The 17,807-nt window shown below is 60.3% G+C and carries 21 protein-coding genes and 2 pseudogenes; 7 read left to right on the forward strand and 16 right to left on the reverse strand.

Going from position 1 to position 17,807, the window contains the following annotated elements; genetic code table 11:
• Positions 1-69 precede the first annotated feature (69 nt).
• The gene (locus EI171_RS22620; RefSeq protein ID WP_161534724.1) at positions 70-807 is read right to left on the reverse strand and encodes a hypothetical protein; all 738 of its coding nucleotides are present in this window, start codon (positions 805-807) and stop codon (positions 70-72) included.
• Between the two features lie 491 nt (positions 808-1,298).
• On the opposite strand from EI171_RS22620, the gene EI171_RS22625 reads away from it, so the two are divergent.
• Together EI171_RS22625 and EI171_RS46765 are read left to right on the forward strand one after the other, a co-directional pair.
• A complete protein-coding gene (locus tag EI171_RS22625) occupies positions 1,299-1,511 on the forward strand; it encodes a hypothetical protein (RefSeq protein ID WP_161534725.1) in 213 nt (70 codons plus the stop codon).
• Positions 1,512-2,230: 719 nt separating this feature from the next.
• Positions 2,231-2,371: pseudogene (locus EI171_RS46765) on the forward strand (hypothetical protein); the annotation flags it as partial.
• 115 nt (positions 2,372-2,486) lie between these two features.
• Here EI171_RS46765 and EI171_RS22630 read toward each other — a convergent pair.
• The 14 genes from EI171_RS22630 to EI171_RS22690 all read right to left on the reverse strand — a co-directional run bounded on the left by EI171_RS22630 (position 2,487) and on the right by EI171_RS22690 (position 13,476).
• Positions 2,487-2,840: a hypothetical protein gene (locus EI171_RS22630; RefSeq protein WP_161534726.1), complete on the reverse strand. Its 354-nt coding sequence runs from the start codon at positions 2,838-2,840 to the stop codon at positions 2,487-2,489.
• Positions 2,841-3,640: 800 nt separating this feature from the next.
• Positions 3,641-3,853, reverse strand: a complete 213-nt coding sequence (locus EI171_RS22635) for a hypothetical protein (protein WP_161534727.1) — start codon at positions 3,851-3,853, stop codon at positions 3,641-3,643.
• Between the two features lie 110 nt (positions 3,854-3,963).
• Positions 3,964-4,317 carry a hypothetical protein gene (locus tag EI171_RS22640; RefSeq protein ID WP_161534728.1) on the reverse strand — a complete coding sequence of 118 codons (354 nt, stop codon included), beginning with the start codon at positions 4,315-4,317 and terminating at the stop codon, positions 3,964-3,966.
• Positions 4,318-4,389: 72 nt separating this feature from the next.
• Positions 4,390-4,632: a hypothetical protein gene (locus tag EI171_RS22645; RefSeq protein ID WP_161534729.1), complete on the reverse strand. Its 243-nt coding sequence runs from the start codon at positions 4,630-4,632 to the stop codon at positions 4,390-4,392.
• 382 nt (positions 4,633-5,014) lie between these two features.
• The gene (locus EI171_RS22650) at positions 5,015-5,200 is read right to left on the reverse strand and encodes a hypothetical protein (RefSeq protein WP_161534730.1); all 186 of its coding nucleotides are present in this window, start codon (positions 5,198-5,200) and stop codon (positions 5,015-5,017) included.
• Between the two features lie 264 nt (positions 5,201-5,464).
• A complete protein-coding gene (locus EI171_RS22655) occupies positions 5,465-5,623 on the reverse strand; it encodes a hypothetical protein (protein ID WP_246740603.1) in 159 nt (52 codons plus the stop codon).
• 389 nt (positions 5,624-6,012) lie between these two features.
• Positions 6,013-6,171 (reverse strand): hypothetical protein, encoded by a 159-nt coding sequence (locus EI171_RS44840; protein WP_202633174.1) that lies wholly within the window; start codon positions 6,169-6,171, stop codon positions 6,013-6,015.
• A gap of 108 nt (positions 6,172-6,279) precedes the next feature.
• Complete coding sequence (locus EI171_RS22660) at positions 6,280-7,014, reverse strand: hypothetical protein (protein WP_161534732.1); 735 nt, start codon at positions 7,012-7,014, stop codon at positions 6,280-6,282.
• Complete coding sequence (locus EI171_RS22665; protein ID WP_161534733.1) at positions 7,011-7,472, reverse strand: hypothetical protein; 462 nt, start codon at positions 7,470-7,472, stop codon at positions 7,011-7,013. Before EI171_RS22665 ends, EI171_RS22660 begins: the two co-directional genes overlap by 4 nt.
• 412 nt (positions 7,473-7,884) lie before the next feature.
• Complete coding sequence (locus tag EI171_RS22670; protein ID WP_161534734.1) at positions 7,885-8,340, reverse strand: hypothetical protein; 456 nt, start codon at positions 8,338-8,340, stop codon at positions 7,885-7,887.
• A gap of 76 nt (positions 8,341-8,416) precedes the next feature.
• Complete coding sequence (locus EI171_RS22675) at positions 8,417-8,800, reverse strand: hypothetical protein (RefSeq protein WP_161534735.1); 384 nt, start codon at positions 8,798-8,800, stop codon at positions 8,417-8,419.
• Between the two features lie 367 nt (positions 8,801-9,167).
• Positions 9,168-11,573: a DUF3987 domain-containing protein gene (locus EI171_RS22680; protein ID WP_161534736.1), complete on the reverse strand. Its 2,406-nt coding sequence runs from the start codon at positions 11,571-11,573 to the stop codon at positions 9,168-9,170.
• Positions 11,574-11,721: 148 nt separating this feature from the next.
• The gene (locus tag EI171_RS22685; RefSeq protein WP_161534737.1) at positions 11,722-11,919 is read right to left on the reverse strand and encodes a helix-turn-helix domain-containing protein; all 198 of its coding nucleotides are present in this window, start codon (positions 11,917-11,919) and stop codon (positions 11,722-11,724) included.
• 69 nt (positions 11,920-11,988) lie between these two features.
• Positions 11,989-13,476: an integrase family protein gene (locus EI171_RS22690; protein WP_161534738.1), complete on the reverse strand. Its 1,488-nt coding sequence runs from the start codon at positions 13,474-13,476 to the stop codon at positions 11,989-11,991.
• Between the two features lie 787 nt (positions 13,477-14,263).
• Between EI171_RS22690 and EI171_RS22695 the strand changes: the two genes are divergently transcribed.
• Together EI171_RS22695 and EI171_RS22700 are read left to right on the forward strand one after the other, a co-directional pair.
• Positions 14,264-14,506, forward strand: a complete 243-nt coding sequence (locus tag EI171_RS22695) for a hypothetical protein (RefSeq protein ID WP_161534739.1) — start codon at positions 14,264-14,266, stop codon at positions 14,504-14,506.
• Between the two features lie 195 nt (positions 14,507-14,701).
• Positions 14,702-15,109 carry an EF-hand domain-containing protein gene (locus EI171_RS22700; protein ID WP_038966332.1) on the forward strand — a complete coding sequence of 136 codons (408 nt, stop codon included), beginning with the start codon at positions 14,702-14,704 and terminating at the stop codon, positions 15,107-15,109.
• Positions 15,110-15,378: 269 nt separating this feature from the next.
• Here the strand turns inward: EI171_RS22700 and EI171_RS45790 are convergent.
• A pseudogene (locus tag EI171_RS45790) lies at positions 15,379-15,465 on the reverse strand (integrase); the annotation flags it as partial.
• Between the two features lie 262 nt (positions 15,466-15,727).
• Between EI171_RS45790 and EI171_RS22705 the strand changes: the two are divergent.
• The 3 genes from EI171_RS22705 to EI171_RS22715 all read left to right on the forward strand — a co-directional run bounded on the left by EI171_RS22705 (position 15,728) and on the right by EI171_RS22715 (position 17,797).
• On the forward strand, positions 15,728-16,147 hold the full coding sequence (locus EI171_RS22705) for a CopG family transcriptional regulator (RefSeq protein ID WP_161534740.1): 420 nt from the start codon (positions 15,728-15,730) through the stop codon (positions 16,145-16,147).
• 3 nt (positions 16,148-16,150) lie between these two features.
• Positions 16,151-16,465, forward strand: coding sequence for a hypothetical protein (locus EI171_RS22710; RefSeq protein ID WP_371740527.1), 315 nt, complete (start codon positions 16,151-16,153; stop codon positions 16,463-16,465).
• A 63-nt stretch (positions 16,466-16,528) separates the two neighbouring features.
• Positions 16,529-17,797, forward strand: a complete 1,269-nt coding sequence (locus tag EI171_RS22715) for an IS256 family transposase (RefSeq protein ID WP_038952271.1) — start codon at positions 16,529-16,531, stop codon at positions 17,795-17,797.
• Positions 17,798-17,807: the final 10 nt, after the last annotated feature.

The following is a 17,807-nucleotide window of genomic DNA, read 5'->3' on the forward strand; positions in this document are numbered from 1 at the left end:
GTCGGCGCTGGCGGCCGATTGTTAAATCGGCTCACTAAAGTGCCGTGAGCTCATGAATCACAACCGCAGTCAGACCCCCGCAGGCCCTTGGGCCACATCGATCACATGACGATCGGACCCGACAGTGATGATGATCGTGTAGCTCTTTTGAGCTCCTGCTTGATCGGTCGGTGGCGCCACGTGCAGTTGCCCACCGTACCACTCGCCGGGCATCAACGTGTTGTCTTTGATAACCGATTGCTCGAGCACGGCCATGTTGCGCTGACCACTCTCGACTGTCGCCGCGACCATCGCTTCATTTTGAGCGGCGGCGTTACCTTGGGCGATGGCGGCTGCCGTCGGACTGTAGAAGGTACCGGTGCGGCCGCTGGGCGTCGTATATGAGCCGTAGCCGGCGCGAGAAGCGCTATAGGAATTGGCACCAGCCGCCAAACCCGTTAGTAGCGCCGCGGCCACTTGCCTGTTCTTTTCCTCCTGAACCAGCATCTCGTATGTGACGATCTTCATCTCGAAGTCGGAGCCGGCGGCGTGTTGGATGGCCTCGACCTGTGCAACGCGGAAGTCGACCGGTTGCCTACTGAGGTTGTTGATGCCGACCACGAAGACCGGACGCCCATTCGCCTGAAGCTGGCGAGAGGCCGGTCGGACGAGGACGAGCGAGCTCTTCTGACGCGACACGAGGGCAGGTTGCCCGTCTCGCATCAACGCCTGTTGCTGTGGGTTCGATGCCTTGAACGAAACAGTATCGCCCGCGGTCATGCAGCCGGCTAACGTGGCGCAAACCGCCACTACGGACAAAATACGCATAATGGAAATCTCCCAGACCCGGCGCCAATCCAAGCGCAACTAGGACGGGAGAGCAAGGGAAGTGTGCGCGCCGCAGGTCGACTGCCATCGTCTAAAGGTCGAAGGCGCGGTATCGTTGTGCCGCCACGCGGATCGGCAGGAGTCGAAGTGGGCAGCCCGGGCCAACTTAGGAGGTGGTTCGATCTGGCCCTCCAACATGGCGAACGAGGAGCGGGGATTGTCCCGGCGAACCCGCAGCGCCAGCGCCCAGATGGGGTAGGTGAGACTCGTCTGGTCCGAGTTGCCGCCCTTACGCTCTTCCTCCTGGATGTTCGCCTCGAGCGTCTGAACCCGCCAGTGCGTGACAGTCTCATTGCGGTGCAGCAAGGAGTGCCGTGGCGCCAGCGTGGGAGCAGGGCAGCTAATTTAGTCCGTTTGTATGATTCCCCGCAGGCGAGCTCTGGGTCTAGGCTGAACCCATTGCAGAGTATTTTTGATTGTGGGGCAGCGTTATGTCGAGTGCGATGGAATTGATTGTGGACGGCTACGCGAGACTGAAAGACCGCCAGTCGCTTGAGGACCTGAGGATGCACCGCCAGCGCCTGGCGGTCGACCTGAAAGCCTGGGAGGGCTTTGACTGCCGGTCGTCGATTGCCCAGGTCGAGCAGGACATCGCGGCCATCGAGGCGGGGCTTGAGAGTCTGTCGGGGCAGGTTGGCGGGTAGGTTAGGAGGGAGAGCGTTCCGCAAACGTTGGCGGAGCGGTGTAGGGGCGCGGCCGGGCAACCTGGGGAACCTGAATTGCCATGATGCCCCTGTCAGACGTAGCTTAGCGGCCTGCCGGGCGAGTGCCAGGCCCGGCGAGGCCCACCACGGCTGCACCGGTCGCGGGCGGCCAGCCACGGGTGGGGCGATCCCAAGCTCGGCAGGGGCGCCGTGCCGCACGGCTTCACCTACACATGGTGCGATCTTTCAGCGTTTGCCTCCAGCCGGAACGCCGGGACGAAAGGCTTTGCAGAAGGATTTTGCGGGGAAATTACGCGAGATATTTGAGAAGCAGGTTATCAACGCGAGTGCTTATCGCAACGGACTTTGCATTGACCTAAACAACCGCGCGCAAGCGGGCGAGTTTGTATCCTGACCGCCTCTCCAGGAGGCGAGCGCAAGCAAATTGAGCAAGCAGAGGGAGGCGACATGCGAGCGAGACTGCTTCCCCTAGTCATCCTTTTCGTGTTGTCGCTTCGACCGGCGTTGTCTGACGAGATACAGCGTATGACGGTTGCTCAACTCGCCGCGAAATGTTCGGCATCAGACGCGGAGACGGCGGCGTTCTGTCTAGGACTGGCAACGGGCGTGCTTACACAGCTTCAGAGCAACGGTAATTTCTATATGGGTGTGCGAAGAGTGATGAAGCACGCAATGTTCTCCAATTCGCTGGCGCGGCGTGCGCGCCAGTCGAACCAAAGTTAGCTCTCGCGGCCTTCATCGCTTGGGCAAAAGTCCACCCAGAAAATCAGGCGCAGAACGGTCTCAGCGGAGTGTCAAATGCGATACGGCAGGCTTGGCCCTGCAAGGAGCATCTTTGAGAGCAGGGCGACTGCAAGGGCTATGGTCGGTGCATGGCAGTTGCTTGCCGAGTCGGTCGAGGCGTCAGCGCTGCTGCAAGAACAATCAGAAGATAGAGCTGCTAATCCGGGCCGCTCATGCCCAGACTGCTTCTACCGCCGCCTGATATCTCTCAACGAAGCTGCGAAACCATCCCCTCTTGAAAGCCTGTTGGACCTTATCATCGGGGTCGAGCGGCATGATCACCATGCCTGAGTTAGCAAAAATTTCTTTGAGCTGCGCACTGATCAAGATCGCGCCGAGATCCGGACCGTTCGCGGGACGTTGAATGATCACGTCCCTACAGCACCCGGCCAACGCACGCATCGCTGCAGGAGTCGCGAGATCGCGACTTTGCTCATCATTGTGGCGGCCGACTGCCTCATCGATGATATCACCAAGCTGGCGAGCGCTTTCTGCGTATTGTTCGGGCGTCAATTTGCCGGCCATCGCAAATCCCCTTGGTGAAAATGCTATCCAATCTCAACCGGAGGGCGAGCGCAAGGGGAGCGTCTTACGGGGCCGCCGGCAGCTTCTTCGCTTCGTGAGCCTGATCCATCAATGACCGGATCGTCGTGCCCTTGCTCGCCGCGCTCTCAGAGCCCGCGGCGACACGCTCCGGAGTACACCTCGTCGATGGTGGATTTCCACATTGACGAGCGAGCGCCTCCCAGCCCACGCACTTCCCCGCCTGATTGCGATAGCCCGGACCACCATTGTCACCACAGGCCGAGAAGCCCGGCACACACATGAACATAGGAGATGCGGCGACGACCGCCAGCAAACCCGAATTGCGAATGATCCTTCGCAGCATCTTTAGTGCACCATCATCACTAGGGTCTCCCTCAATTCAACTTCAGTGGTACTCTCGGCTTCGTTGGCACCGTCACGGGGGGATCAGGCAGAGACAGTTCTTTCTTTGACGAGCGCCTCGATTGGAACCCTAGGAGTTGCGCGAAGTCGTCGAGCCTTTCCATGTAACGCCAAGCGGTCGGCTCACCTTCCAGATCAGAAAATTTGACGAGCTGCCAAACCTTCCCGGTCGCCGTATCAACCAAGAAGGTATCTGCTCGCACCGAAGGGTTCATTACCACCTGGTATCGACCCGGCTGTTGCGAAAAAAGGTCTGACCGCGATTCTTGGGCCGATGCGCAACTCGCGAACGCTGACACGAGACCGCAAATGACCGCGCGCATTCTCAAATTCCCCTATAAACGTTCCGATCGCCACCGCAAATGAAGGCGCGCGTCTCACGGTGGCGCTGCCTGCGTAGTCTCTGCGGCCTTCAGGAGAAGGTAGTCCTGCACTGTGGCAGTGTTCGTATAAGCATTGCCGCGCGACTGAATGAGCCATGTGTTAGCGGTCATCTGCTGCGCGGCGTCGCCTGTAAATCCAATTTCTTGATATTTTGTACCGCAGCCGCCCAGCGCGAGGCAGAGCCCGGTGATCGCAAACCAACGCATTTCCGCCCCCTCGCGCTATCCAAGCGCAACTAGGGGGAGTGATCAATGCGACGTTCGCCGAATCGGTAGAAATACGGAGGCAAGCCTAAGTGTCGTGTTGTGCAGATGACTTATCGCGCCCTGGCACTCAACTCGGCCTTGAGCCCGACGGCAGCTTCTGCAACTCGATTCAGAGGGTTCGCAATGCAATAGTTGTCGATCCAGGCGTAGTAGGCAACGCTCTCTGGCTTTGGTGAGATAAAATCCTTTGCAGAGCTCGCAGAATTGTAGCCTGACAGGAAGCCATCAATCCACGCCTGCACTTGAAGAGTCGCGGCGTTGTTGCCCGTCGACCGATATTGCTGCCATTCCGCACAAGTGACCATGCCCGCGCCGTAGACCATCCTGTCGCCCTCGGCGGCAAAGATAGCGGGTGCGGAAGTTACGACGTAGCCAGCAGCTAATAGGCTTGCGATGACTTTCATTGCTGAATTTCGCCCCACTGGTAGCCATACACCCACCAGATCAGGGTAAGCAGGGTCACCACCGCCGGGTGATCAATACCGCGGACGGTGCGTGCCGACTGATCCGGTGGAGGGATTGATGTTGCCCGTGGCCGTGAAGTTGTCTCGCTGAGTGCTGTTCGGATTGGTTGCTACATAGGGCAGCACATAAGTGCCGTGGGTGTTGGGGTAGCCCGACGACGTGTGCGTGTTCGGGTTCGTGCCGGTGCCGAGATACTGCGCCTGAGCAGCAGTTGCGAACAGTGAAAGAGCCACGGCGAAAATCAAATGCCTCATTTCGAATCTATCCCCCAAAAGTGTTATAGGATTATGCACGCAACCATGCGCGACAGGGGAGTCCAGCGGTAATGTATCCGGTCAACTACGGAAGCCTCGCTACCCCTTGACCAACACATCGCCCTGAGAGTCAGATCTGCTGCATGCGGCATCACTGCGACGAACTCGAGCGCATGGAGCGGATCTGCCTGGATTTGATCACTCGGAAACGTGCCCCGGTCGCCACTTGCCTTCAAGGCGTCCCTAGAATCGCCTTATGCTGGCTCAGCCAAACCTCACGGGGGAAGCGGGGAATGGTTAGGCCCGGCGCGCGATCACCGGACAAAGCCGCGCCGGGCCGCGAGTGCTTAGATCGGTGAAAGCCGCCCGACAGTTGGCGAGACTATTTCGCCCGGCTCGGTTCGCCCGCGGTACGCACCAGGCGATCCGCTTTCACCAGAACACGATCATCAGCCGGCTGTGGTCGCAGCGAAAAGCTGATCGCGATAAACGCGACGCAGAGCACCAAGCCCACCGCCATCACGCGCCGGTGGGTCGGTCTATCGACATTATGAAACGATGGGATCATTTGGGTACCTCATTCTGAGGCGGTCCTCGGGACACCATTCATATTTGTGTTCCTGACAAGCGATGAGGTTCAACGCGTGCGCCCGCCTGCTGGCGGGCCTTTTGTCGCGATCTGTGAACTACAAGCGCAACGGGCATCACCTGCTATTGGTGGGGCATGCTGCACCACGCCAGCACATCTGACGGAGGGCGAACTCTGAAACGCCAAGGTTGGCTCCGGCGCGGATCAGTGTCTTGCTCGAGAGCAGATCGCGGTGCGGCCAGCTCAATTCCTCGACGTCGGTTTCCAGCCATAGGACTGGCGCGGAATCTGGCCAGTGACGTCGATGTCCTTCTCGTCAGTGAGGCGCCAGGCCGCCACTCCGAAGCAGACGGTCAAAACTACCGCGGTAGCTAGCAGAAGCGTCGACAGAAACTGGCTCATGCCTACACCCCTGAACGTGGCGCGTGGCTGAGCGACCATGAACTGTCGATTCGGAAAATGCAGACGCGCTGACCTAACGGTGAAATGTCCCCAAGCTTCTGCGAGGCAGAGCGCATGTCGCTCGCGAGCTGTGCCGTTATCCAACCAAAGCCATGCGGCTCTCCGCGGTAATTCGGTATTCGGTTTCGCCCGATGTTTGGGGGATTGCCTCAACCAAGCCCAACTCTACTAGGCGTGCGACGAGCTCGTGATCGAACAGCGGGGGGCTGATCCACGGTTCGGGAGACAACTGCTTCAAGAACGCGCGCTCGATCTCGGTTAGATCCACGGTTGCCTCGGAGAAAACTCCAGCCGACTTGGCGTCGTTCCACCCGATGTAACCGAGCCAATCAAGAAGGACCGAAAGCGCTTATCAGTCCGATCGCAATGGGGACCAGCCCCACGACGGTCCATAGGGCCGGCGAACTGGAGCCCAGGCCAGCAACAAAGATCCAGACACCAAAGCCCACAATGAGCGCCGAAATGGTGTAGGCGAGTGCTTTTTCCATCGGCCGATCCACGAGAAACAAAGGATCGATGCGACTGTACGACCCAGAACGGGGTGAAACGTTCCTTCGTTCCAAAGGCAGTCGAGTCTGACCATTGGCTAAGGCGCATCATCGTACCGGCTCCGGATCCGTATTTCTTTCGATACTATCCAGCGGCGGCAGCGCCGGCTTGGGCGGCCGCTTCTTCGGATCTTTGTGGTTGAAGTGCCCGCGGGTGGGGATAGGGATCCGCAAGCGCTTGCAGAGGTGCCGGAGGGCGAACTCCGATATTCCAAGATCGGCGGCCGCTCGTATCATGGTCTTAGTCCAGACTAGGTCTCGGATCTCGGCGCGGCTCATGTCTCTCCGCAGGTGGCGTCGACCAACCGAGATCTTACGGTTCTTGGTCGTGCGCGGCCGCTTGATGCAGTGCTTTCGTTCGAACGTTTTGGTGGCCTTGTCCTCCATTCGCGATCGATAGCGCGCCAGGCGCTCGGGATAGGGATATGGGAACGGGGCGCACGCCTTCTTCAATTTGTAGAACCGGCGCGCCCAGGACTGCTGCTCTTCGTCATCGAATGGATAGAAGGGCAGGTCGACGGCGCGGGCCCAGGGGGCGTGGGGCGGTATGTTGGATGTTCTTTGCAGATCGAAGTCCCACCAAAGCGCGTCGGCGAGCCGGGTACGCTGCTCCGGGGCGGCTAGGTGGTCGATGGTCTCGGCGCAATATCGCGGCGCACCGGACGGACCGCCGGCGACCGGCGCAATGATGCCGACGTTGAGGAGACTCTCGAGCTCGTAACCCTTCAGGTTCAGCCGTTCGAGGACCTCGTATTCTTCGTAGAGAGGAGGGGCTGTCGTCATCGCCTTTGGTCCCTTTCGATGACGCGTGTCCATCGGATCTGGCGTTCAACGAAGCTGGTGCGGAAGTAACCCCGCGGCGGCATCGGCACCTCGAAGAGGGTGCAGACCCGCTTAAGTACGTGCTTTTTGATCCCTAGACGATTTGCGACCTCGCCCATAGGCGCGTTCCAAACTCGCAAGCCGAGCTCGTCGCGAGATATTCCCGTGTGCTTCGTCACTTCCTCGTTCTGAAGCGCAGCAAGACGATCGACAAGTTGGCGGCCATAAGCCGCCGCGAGCATCGCTTCTTTGATTTCGGGTGGCACGTCATGCGGGACGCCATCCGCTCGCGAAGGCGTTGCGATCGGTTCTGGGTCTAGACCGCGGCCGCTGGCGGGATCGCCTCGCGGTGGAGGCGGGGTGTCGTCCGGACCAAGGGTGACGGCCGTTGCGAGGTCGAGGACTTCCTGTTCGGGCATGCTTCGCTCTCCACGAGCCCCAGCAGGCTTTTGGGATCACTGAGCGGGGGCGCGGTCAACGGTGAGAGTTTTTTGGATTTGTCGACTTTGCACGAGAGTGCTTTTGTCAGGTGCTTTCGTGACGCGCGGCCCCGCTCTTGTCTGGTCGCTGCGTTCGCTAAACTCGGCCCGCGAGAGAGCGTCACTCCGAATCGGGCGGCTTGCCGGGGGTGCGGTTATCGATTTTGTGCAATTTAGCGGTTTTGAGAGGGCGACTTCGTCGACCGGACCTAGTTGTTTCGCCCAATCATCGGGGGTGCGGGGTACATCGCGATTAGGATAACGAGAAGGATGACTTTTTCGCGCGGTCGCTCGCCGGTGCTTCCCGCCGCGTGTATTTGGCTGCGCAACCGACGGTCGTCATCGCCTGCGATTAGTTAGGTCGCTGCGATCGAACGCCTGCGGCGGATGCAGCATGCAGCATCTTCTCTCGTCCGAAGAGATTGAACGGCTTGCCTTCGCTCTCCTCGACCATTGCGAGCGCCTGCAGTCTCATGAACTCGTCGGCGTGTTCGCGTCCCTGAAGCTGCGCAATCATGTTGTATTGACCATTCAGCTTCGCGATCAGGCGATCACCGGACCAGCGCACGATGGCCTGCTGGATCCGCACGATCCAATAGGCGACGAACAGGGCGGCGCCGGCGGCAACCGCCGAGAAGACACCCGGAGTAAGCCAGGTTAGGGGCTTCCCGGGCGCACCAAAAGCCACGGCAGTCCAATTGGCTGCCTGTGGCCACCAAAGGAGGGCGATCGCACCAATTAGCCCGAGCAGCGCAATCGCAGTCGCAAAGCCCAAGGTGAAGACCGTGTAGAATTGGCCGCGGGGCATCCGAAAACCTCCGTTCTGGGGCTCAACGCCAGATTGCCGTAGCTGGAAGGCGTCTGCAAGCCTGCCAGAAGGCCGCTCAGTCGAGATACGAGGGCCGCTGGACGCGTTGCATGGCGAGGATGGCCTGATTGACCGCTCGCTCCCGGCGGGCCGCCAGGCGCGCCGCAGCGCTCGGCTTCTTCAACCGCGCCTTCGGCCGCTTCTTCCGAGCCTTCTTGACCGGGATCGGAACGCCGGGCGCGTGGTGGAGCTCGCAGCGCTTATTGAGTTGGCCTTTGCGGATCCGGCTCTTGGTCGCGAGCGCTTGGAAGATGCGCTTGCACCCCGGTTCTGCGCAGACCGACTGATAGTGGATCATCTCGACGTAGCGGCCGTCCCGGGTCCAATGATCCTTGGTGCCCAGGATCTGGTGGAGCCGCCCTCGAGACTTGAAGAGGCGGCCAGGAGTGAAGCGGTTCATTGATGTCTTCCCGTATTGTGGGCGCATACCGGCGACGTGGATGGACGCAAAAGCCGGCGCCGGCTTCTCGATTGCGGTGGAGCGGCCAGCGGTGGGGGTGTCAGCGGTGTCAGCGGATTCCGCCTAAACGGGCTCAGGGGAAAATAGAGGAAGGAGGGGGCAAAAAGCCTTGGTGTATCCGCGCGCGCAAGTGACACCGCTGACACCCCCGCCGCTGGCGGGGGCTTCAAAGCGTCAGTCGTGTCAGCGCTGTCAGCGGTTGTCAGCGCATCGAGGCGTGCGCTGTCCGTCGTGTCGGGCCGCATACCGGGAAGCAATAGCGCTGACAGCGTTGACACCCGCTGACACCGCTGACGGGGCCGCGCCATCATACCGGACCTCCTTGGCCCGCCCGCCGACTTGCTGCCGCGACTGCGATTTCACCGCGAACAGTCTCGCGACGTTCTGTTTCAGCGCGCCGAATGTCCTCGAAACGCCCATCGTGAACTGCCGGGTTTACCCGCCAACTGGCCGGATCGGAGCTTACCATCCGCAGCCAGCCGTCGGTCTCGAGGCGGCCCATCACGGCGAGAAGCTGCTTGCGGTTGCGGCCTAAGCTGCGCGGCCGCGCCCTGCCGACTTCTCTGGCAGTTATCCGCTCCATGTTGCGGGTCAGAATGTACCCCGCGATCCATCGAGCCTCCTGGTCGTGCCCGGCGCCGTCGAGCACCGTGGAGTGAATGAACAAGGCATGGGCGTACAGAAATTCCTCGACGTATCGGCGAGCTCGTCTGGCGGTTTGGGCCGAGATGAATTCGTCGGGGCCCACCTCGATCGCTTCGGCAATGAGGGCCCATTCGATCAGGTGGAACGCGAGAGTATATCGGCCGAACTCAGCATCCGTTTTTGCCAGCCAAGTCTTAAGGCCGGAGGGAATATCGGGGCGGGCCATTTCCCGCATTTTGAATGCCTTGATGGCCCACAATTCCTGGGCCGCCCCCGGGTCGAAGCGGTAGGTCGCCTCCTCGAGCGAAGCTAGAGCCAGTGCTACCCGCGGAATGGCGGCTTCGATGGCCGGATCCTCAGCGTTATCCTCACCAAGTCCCAGCTGCCGAATGGCGATCAGAGCGAACCTCTGCAGCAGGCCGTCTGTTTCGAGGTCGGGAGCAAGCCGTGCGATCAGATCATCCTGAATCCCTCCGATTATCGAAACAGCCAAGTTCGGAGCTTCGACCGACCCGCGGCCCTGCCGATCGACGCGGTAGGGGCCGCCTTCTTTCGCCTCAAGCCAAAGCGCCCTGTCTTTCGAGCCCTTCGCCCGGTAGGCATCCATCCCGCCAAGCCAGCCAGACAGCTCGTCGGAATACTGGATCATTGGCGCAATCTCGGGCGTTTCGGCCAGGCGCGTTACGATCGCCTCTGTGGTGCTGTCGTTCGAGATCTTGGAGCGTGACTTTGGCGGCGTGGGCTTCACGATGACATCTGCAGGATGCTGATCGTCCTCGGCTGGCTCTTCTGTCTTTTTCTTCCTTGAAGTTCGGGCTGCAATGGCGAGCTCTGCCCGATCGTAGTCTGCCATTTCCTTGGCGAATGCTGTTGACCAGCTCTTGTTGACGGGCGACGCAAAGGCGAGGGCGGCCTTCACCGCGGCTGATTTGGCTGAGCCTGGATCGCCGACAAGCGCAGTCCACAGTACGCAGAGGACCGACCAGGAACTTCGGTTTTGATACATTTGCAACCGATTGGTCGCCGGAATGAGCGAACCCACGACAGCTACCGCAGCGGCGGTGATCGCATCCGAGTTCACGCCTAGCGACCGAGCCCGGTCCCTTCCGAACGCGCTCAGGAAGGGCGGAACGATGCCGTCGAGCATGTCCCCTGGCGGCTTCTCTTGTTTCCAAAGGTCGGCCGGATCAACCCAGTCGCTGGCCGGCTGCGATCGCACGTCCACTTCGACGGGCTCAAACTCCACTTCGGCGCATGCGATGCCGGGAGGATCCTGACCGTACGTGTAGGCGTTGGCCACGCGGGTTTCGATGTGATCGTAACTCTTACCTTCGGCGCGCGGCCAATGCTCAACGATCAGCTCCAGGCACTTCTCCTGGCTGATGCCGAGGCCCCGGACGTAGCAAGCCGTCACGTACGTGCTGTACGCAGCCGCGCCGCCCGTGAGGTGCGAGATCGCGCGCGCGATGTTGGCCGGTTGGTCCAGTTCTACCAGAGGAATGGCGCGGTCGAGGGCCGTTCGCTCGCGAGGGCGGCCACAAGCTGTGGCCCATGCCTCGGGGAGTTTCGCGATGGCCTCTTGGTTCGTTAGATCGTATGCTTTTCCGTCGATTGTGCTCCCGCAACCAACGACGTAGCCGCCGACGCATTTGACATCGATCCCAGGGCCTAATTTCGAATTGCTGTTTCCGAGTGGCCATGGTGCGATAAAATAGCGATGCTCGCCTCCGGATGCTGTTCGGAAGGTTGTCGTTGCCGGCAGCTTGCCGAGGTGCTCCTCAAGCTCCGCGATCGATTGCATCCCCGGTTTGCCTTCCTTGGTGTCAACATCGATGACGACAAGAAAGCCGCTCAGAAAAGGTAGACCGCTCCTAATTCCGATGTTGCGGGCGCGATAGCCGCCGGACCAAAGCTTCAAAATGCGGTCGGGGTCTCGACTGGCGACGTCCTTCCAGTTGTCGCTCAGCGCCGGCGTTTTCTGATTGGGAAGTAGGGGGAAAACGTCGAACCCCAACTCGGCAAGACCAAGGGCAGTTCGTTGATTGTCAACGATCGTTGTGTTATTCATCACTCAGGTTTTCGTTTTTGGCCCCGTTCGACCTGGCAGTCGGCGGGGCCATTGTTTTGGCGCCCGCGGGGTCCGTGGCTGTGTTGGCCCTCATAGTCTGGTGTTGGGAATGGTTGGCCGGCGAAGGGGGCGCGATGCGCGCGACAGATCAGGCGGCCTCTTCTGACGTCGAGTTGCGCCGCCGGCTCCACATCCAGGCGTCCAAGTCGGTGACGTCGTAGAACACCTTAGATGGAATTGGGACGATGTAGGTGGGGCCGCCGCCCTTCACGCGCAAGCGTTCGAGCGTTGCGGTCGACAACCGCACGTGCTTCGCTGCTTCTTTGGTATTCAAGAACTGCTGCATCTGATCCTTTCTCCATTTGGGTGGCGCCACCTTCAGAAAGAAGCTGGCACCCACCACTTGGATCAGATGCTAGCAACGACCATCAGAAGCCGTCTCCCCTTGCATTTGTGGGTTTGTCGATTTTAGCGATTCACAACGCAAAATCTCTTCAGAGAGGACTGGTTTTGAAGGCAAATCGGGTCGCGCGCCGATAATCTTGCGGAGCTCCGCTTCTAAGATCGTTGCGACGCCTCGCTTTTCGAGCAGCATGTCGTATTTGTCGTAGACCGCGGTGACGTCGCCGTTGACGTGATCCAACAACGCTTTGACGTCCGGCCGGGGAGCACCTCCACGGCGGGCAATCGTAGCGGCCGTGCGGCGCAAATCATGCGCTGTGAAATGGGCTAAGCCCAAGAACTCGCGGATGCCGGGGCGGTCCGTTGCGCTATTTCCCTTTTTGTTGCCTTTCTTTTTGCCATTTAGCGCTTGGCTGATCGATGCGCGCGCGATCGCGACGTCTCCCATGTTGAATTTGCTCGGAAAAAGGACTGCCGGCGGCGCATCGTCGATTGGCTCAGGTGGATTGTTGTGACCGATACCGGGCTTCTCCTGTGCGGTCGCTTCCCTGACGATCTCTTGCGCGAGCTCGGAAAGGGGGACGAGTACGGCCCGGTCCTTTTTCACGCGGCCCGGAGGCATGTCGTAGATTGCGCCGGTGGTGCCGAGATGGGTAAATTCGTCAGTCTTAGCGCCGGCCGCCTGGTAGGGACGGACCATCGTGGCCAAAATGAACTTGATCGCGAGTGCAACAGGTCGTTCTACGGGGCAGTCGGGGAGGTCGAGGCCCCACCACAAGGTCCGGATCTCATCGTCGGCCAAGACCCGATCGCGCTTCTTCTCCCTGCCTCCGCGACGTTCCAGACCCGCTAGGGGGTTCAAAGGCACGTATTTGCGGCCCGGCTGCATCCCCCACTTGAACATCTTGTGGAGGACCGACTGGGTTCGATTAGCGCTGACTGGCGCATCGTCGGCAATCAAATCGAGGAGGTCGGCTACATCGTCGTCGGTGATCGATGCCGCTAGTAGGCGGCCCCATTCGTCGCGCGGGCGCCTGAGGTATTGTACGTCGTTCTTCCAGCTCTTCTTATTTGCATTAGGAACCTCCGCTGGCCACTTCCCGGTCTGATTGAACGCCTGGACGATCTCTTTGCCTCCGGCCCCGATCACGTATTCAGCAATGTATTGGTCGGCAAAGGCGTCGAACGTTAATCGGTCTCGCTTGGGGCGATTCGCCCGTTTCTCGGCAGCAGGGTCGGCGCCATTGGCCACGGTTCCCAATAGGATCTTGGCTTGGGTTCGGGCCGCTTCGGGGGCGATTTTGCCGACGGCTGCCAGGGTGAGCCGGCGGACAGGCGCGGTCCGGCCGGTCCCGGCCCGGTAGACCAGGATGAAGGACTTGGCGCCCGTCGGCCGGACGCGCACCCCAAACCCGGGAAGTTTGGCGTCCCAAACCGTGTACTCGGACGCCTGCTTCTCCAGGCCGTCGACTAGGGTTTTGGTGATGGTTTGACCGCTCATTTGTCCTCCGGGAAGCACGGGGGAAGCACCGCGGTGCCAATCACAGCAGGTGATGGATGGCACGAGGTAAAGGAGCGGGCGATTTCTAGGCGGCGCTTAAGGCCGCTGAGGGTGTCGGAGGGCGGGTGAGGGAATGCCAGCCATGTCTGGGAGACTAGGGGTCGGAGGTTCAAATCCTCTCGCTCCGACCATTTTTTCCAACTCATCTGTCGGGTGGATTGACCGTCGGCGTGGAGCCTACTCCCGCCGCGGGACGCATGCGCGTCGATCGGCAGAGGGGCGCTGCTTCGATGGTCGGCAGATTAAAATGCCGAAAACAACCCCATGCACAGTAGCGAAGCTGTTGGCGAATCATGTTTTTCCGAATCGGTTTGACCCGTCGGGCAAAACAAGGGCATGATGTCATCGTGGCAGCCCGTCGGATGGAGGAGTATCTACGACAGCTGCTTCATGGGTTGCGTCGCAGGGGGCTGGGCGCGCGACTTCGGGAGCGGAGTTGTCTTCTCCCCGGCGCAGATCTTCGCCGCCGAGCGCGAGAACGTCGAATGACGAGCGGACTTTCAACCAAATTCTGCGGAAGCTATCGCGCGGCGGCTGTAACACAAATGAGATTGGCACGCGATCAAGCAGGATGATCTGTCGATGCGGTCTTCTCTTGCGCACTTGGAACGACATAGGACCGATTGGCGCATCTCAAACAGCGCCGCTGACCTATTGATCTGCATCATGGCGCTTTACGGCTTTAGTGGTCCGCTTCCTCTGCTGTCAGCTAAGCTGGGAGAAGATCATGACAATCAAATACGTTCTCGCAGTAGCGCTCGTCATGCCACTCCTGATGGTGTCCAGCATTGCGCAAACCGTGGATCGGCACACCTATCAGGGCGGCCCAAAAACAAACATTCCTCATGCCACACGTATGACAACCGCGAGCAGCGCATTCGCAATGGCACCTTCCGCAGTCGCACCAAAGCCCAAGCGTCAGCATTTTTATAGCGGCGGGCCACAAACGGTCGTGCCGCATTCCTATTGAGATAAAGATAAAATACTCGGCAGTGGTCGAGAGCGGCTTTCTTCTGGTTGCACCGCGTGGGATCGCCGTCACGTTATCTAGTCACATGGGCGTGAGAGTGTAAGCGACACAGTCCGGCCGAGTAGCAATTGACGGCGCGAAGCGCCTTCGATTTGGCTCTTTGGGGTGACCGCAGCTTTTCGGAGGAGGTTCGAAATGTATACGCGCGTTCTACAACTCACGATATCCGCTCTCATTCTATCGTATGGCACGTTCGGTGCCTTTGCACAGAGCCAAATGACACCGCAACCAGATCAGCAACAAATGCAATCGCAATCGCATCCCATGGGCCAGGAAGGCGTGGGTACGACGGGACACGGAAGCATGCCGGGCGGCGGCATGATGGGACATATGATGGGGCGCAGCATGATGGGTGGAGGCGCGATGGGACCACCTTTTATGATGCGTATGATGTTCGCTCTGATGGACGCCGACGGCGATGGGACCATCTCACTGCAGGAGTTTCAGGCAGCTCACGAACGAATTTTCAAGGCAATGGACAGCAATAAAGATGGCAAGCTTACGTTAGAGGAGATGCAAACGTTCATCCACGGAACCAGGTGATCGGCTGCCCGCGGATGGCGCGTCGTCCCGTGTGCCATCTGCTCCTACAATGGATCTTTCCTGCTGATGAAACGAAGCCTTAAGCCTTCAGGTCCGCGATCCGCATAATCGCGACCACGTTCGCGTCGTTGTACGCTTGTTCTTTTGTCTCCTTGTTTACGTCACCTGCCGCGTCCACGCAGACATTGCAGCCTCGTTAGGAATGGCCGCAGTTGGCCCGAAGCCGGCTGCAAATGAGGGGCAGAGCATGTCCGCTCTGCCCGGTTAGTTCAGACGTCGACCTGCTCTGCTATTGCGAGTGCATCGTCGACTTCAATTCCCAGGTACCGGACGGTGCTCTCGATTTTGGTTTGCCCCCGGCGTGGGAGCACGACGAACCTGTTTCCGTTTGAAGCCTTTGAACGAGCTGGCCATTGGGCTTGCGATGATCGGCGAGGCGCGTTTCGCCAGGAATTTGTCTGGTCTCCACGATGCGACGACCGCCCTCGACGTGAGACGGCCCGCCTGCGCGAGCGGCTCATGCAGGTCATTGGATGGCTCCATCCCTTGAAAGACGCCCGGGAGCATCTAGATAACATCCATAAGCCATCCAAAGGGATGGTATATGGATGTTTTACTATGGCCGCTAATGTGCACGAGCTGCGACCCAAGGCCCCCGACACCGAGAAGATCACGATCAACCTTGGCTATGTCGACCTCGGTCACGTCGATCTTATGGTGCAGGAAGGGTTCTATTCGAACCGGACCGATTTCATCCGGACAGCAATCCGGAACCAACTCGAGCGACACGTAGAGGTCGTCAGACAGTCCATGGCCCGGAAGAAATTGGACCTCGGGCTGCGCAACTACACTCGCGAGGATCTCGAAGCGGCGCGGCGCGCCGGCGAGATGCTGCAGATCAATGTTTTGGGCTTAGCCACCATCGCCCAGGACGTCACTCCCGAGTTGGCTCGCGCCACAATCGCGTCGGTCTCGGTGCTGGGGGCCCTTCACGCCACTCCCGCGGTCAAGGCCGCACTCGCCGACAGAACGAGGTGAACGATGCTGAATCAAGACATAGTCCGCGAAGCAACCCGCCTCACGCGTGGCGGCCAACTGGTCGAGGCCACCGCGCTGCTGCAGCGCATGCTCCAGGGCGGTCGCGCGCCAAGACCGGAGTCTCGCAGCGCCTCTCAGGCTCGGCTCCCGCGGCTCGATCCGCTTACCATCGACGCCACGGCCGACGTCGTCGAGGAGCGGAAAGCTCCGCAGATTGCGCCGGCCCGCTCTGCTCAGGGACGCAGACACTCCTTACCGCTCGACGGCATGCGGGATTTTTCCGGGAGCTATGGCGGAATCTGGGTGATGACGGTGTGAGGAAGGCGGCGTATCGAGGCGGGTGACGAGCCTGCCAGAACCTCTCGAGGAGAGCGATACGCCATGACCGAGACTACCAATGTTCTTGCTTTCCGTCAGCCGTCCGCGGTTGATGATCCACTGACCGATATCGTTCGTGCCGGCGCGCGGGACCTGCTTGCCAGGGCGATCGAGATCGAGGTTGGCGCGTTTCTGGCCAGCACGGCCAATCTGACGCTGCCCGACGGTCGAGCGCGCCTGGTCCGACATGGGCACGGTCCGGTGCGCGAGATTGCGACCGGCATCGGTCCGGTGGAGGTCGCTCGTCCCAAGGTCCGCGACCGCGGAGCGAGCGGGCCAGGCGACCGCCTCCGCTTCAGTTCGGCAATCCTGCCGCTATGGGCGCGGCGGACGAAGAGCCTGGATGCCTTGATCCCGGTCCTCTATTTGCGCGGCATCTCGACCGGCGACTTCCAGGAGGCGCTCTCGGCGCTGCTCGGCAAGGATGCGCCGAACCTGTCGCCTTCGGTGATCGCCGGCCTGAAGGCCGATTGGCAGGTCGAGTACGAACGCTGGCAGAGACGCGATCTGTCGGCGCGTCGCTATGTCTACATCTGGGCCGATGGCGTGTACCTGCAGGCCCGCATGGAAGATCACAGCGAATGCATGCTGGTGCTGATTGGCACCACGCCGGAAGGCAAGAAGGAGCTGATCGGCTTCCAGGTCGGCGTGCGCGAGAGCGCGCAGAGCTGGCGCGAACTCCTGATCGACCTGCGGCAACGCGGGTTACGGATTGCCCCGCAACTCGCCATCGGCGACGGCGCCCTCGGCTTCTGGAAGGCACTGGACGAGGCCTTTCCCGGCACGCGGCACCAACGATGCTGGTGCCATAAAGTGAGCAACGTACTCGACAAGGTCGCCAAATCCGTGCAGGGCCCCATGAAGAACGACCTGCGGAACATCTATCTGGCCCCACACCGGGCCGAAGCTGAAACCGCGATCGACGTCTTCGTCGAGAAATACCACGTCAAATACGGACGTGCGGTGGAGTGCCTGATCAAGGATCGCCATGCGCTGCTCGCCTTCTTCGACTTCCCTGCTGAGCACTGGATCCACCTACGCAGCTCGAACCCGATCGAGAGCGTCTTCGCCACGGTGCGCCACCGAACGGTGCGGACCAAGGGATCGCTGTCGCAACAAACTGCGAAGCTGATGGTGTTCAAGCTCATCGACGCCGCATCGAAGACCTGGCGGCGATTGAAGAGCACGAACCAGTTGCCGAAAGTCATCGCCGGTGTAAAGTTCATCGACGGAATCGAAGTCATTCCGAACACTGAAAGCCACGCCGCCTGATCAGGCCGCG

The organism is Bradyrhizobium sp. LCT2 (genome assembly GCF_009931255.1).
Lineage (GTDB): Bacteria > Pseudomonadota > Alphaproteobacteria > Rhizobiales > Xanthobacteraceae > Bradyrhizobium > Bradyrhizobium diazoefficiens.

Bases quoted from the DNA above. Each gene is read 5' to 3' on its own strand.
- EI171_RS22620 (WP_161534724.1), bottom strand. From the start codon at position 807: ATGCGTATTTTGTCCGTAGTGGCGGTTTGCGCCACGTTAGCCGGCTGC.
- EI171_RS22625 (WP_161534725.1), top strand. From the start codon at position 1,299: ATGTCGAGTGCGATGGAATTGATTGTGGACGGCTACGCGAGACTGAAA.
- EI171_RS22630 (WP_161534726.1), bottom strand. From the start codon at position 2,840: ATGGCCGGCAAATTGACGCCCGAACAATACGCAGAAAGCGCTCGCCAG.
- EI171_RS22635 (WP_161534727.1), bottom strand. From the start codon at position 3,853: ATGCGTTGGTTTGCGATCACCGGGCTCTGCCTCGCGCTGGGCGGCTGC.
- EI171_RS22640 (WP_161534728.1), bottom strand. From the start codon at position 4,317: ATGAAAGTCATCGCAAGCCTATTAGCTGCTGGCTACGTCGTAACTTCC.
- EI171_RS22645 (WP_161534729.1), bottom strand. From the start codon at position 4,632: ATGAGGCATTTGATTTTCGCCGTGGCTCTTTCACTGTTCGCAACTGCT.
- EI171_RS22650 (WP_161534730.1), bottom strand. From the start codon at position 5,200: ATGATCCCATCGTTTCATAATGTCGATAGACCGACCCACCGGCGCGTG.
- EI171_RS22655 (WP_246740603.1), bottom strand. From the start codon at position 5,623: ATGAGCCAGTTTCTGTCGACGCTTCTGCTAGCTACCGCGGTAGTTTTG.
- EI171_RS44840 (WP_202633174.1), bottom strand. From the start codon at position 6,171: ATGGAAAAAGCACTCGCCTACACCATTTCGGCGCTCATTGTGGGCTTT.
- EI171_RS22660 (WP_161534732.1), bottom strand. From the start codon at position 7,014: ATGACGACAGCCCCTCCTCTCTACGAAGAATACGAGGTCCTCGAACGG.
- EI171_RS22665 (WP_161534733.1), bottom strand. From the start codon at position 7,472: ATGCCCGAACAGGAAGTCCTCGACCTCGCAACGGCCGTCACCCTTGGT.
- EI171_RS22670 (WP_161534734.1), bottom strand. From the start codon at position 8,340: ATGCCCCGCGGCCAATTCTACACGGTCTTCACCTTGGGCTTTGCGACT.
- EI171_RS22675 (WP_161534735.1), bottom strand. From the start codon at position 8,800: ATGAACCGCTTCACTCCTGGCCGCCTCTTCAAGTCTCGAGGGCGGCTC.
- EI171_RS22680 (WP_161534736.1), bottom strand. From the start codon at position 11,573: ATGAATAACACAACGATCGTTGACAATCAACGAACTGCCCTTGGTCTT.
- EI171_RS22685 (WP_161534737.1), bottom strand. From the start codon at position 11,919: ATGCAGCAGTTCTTGAATACCAAAGAAGCAGCGAAGCACGTGCGGTTG.
- EI171_RS22690 (WP_161534738.1), bottom strand. From the start codon at position 13,476: ATGAGCGGTCAAACCATCACCAAAACCCTAGTCGACGGCCTGGAGAAG.
- EI171_RS22695 (WP_161534739.1), top strand. From the start codon at position 14,264: ATGACAATCAAATACGTTCTCGCAGTAGCGCTCGTCATGCCACTCCTG.
- EI171_RS22700 (WP_038966332.1), top strand. From the start codon at position 14,702: ATGTATACGCGCGTTCTACAACTCACGATATCCGCTCTCATTCTATCG.
- EI171_RS22705 (WP_161534740.1), top strand. From the start codon at position 15,728: ATGGCCGCTAATGTGCACGAGCTGCGACCCAAGGCCCCCGACACCGAG.
- EI171_RS22710 (WP_371740527.1), top strand. From the start codon at position 16,151: ATGCTGAATCAAGACATAGTCCGCGAAGCAACCCGCCTCACGCGTGGC.
- EI171_RS22715 (WP_038952271.1), top strand. From the start codon at position 16,529: ATGACCGAGACTACCAATGTTCTTGCTTTCCGTCAGCCGTCCGCGGTT.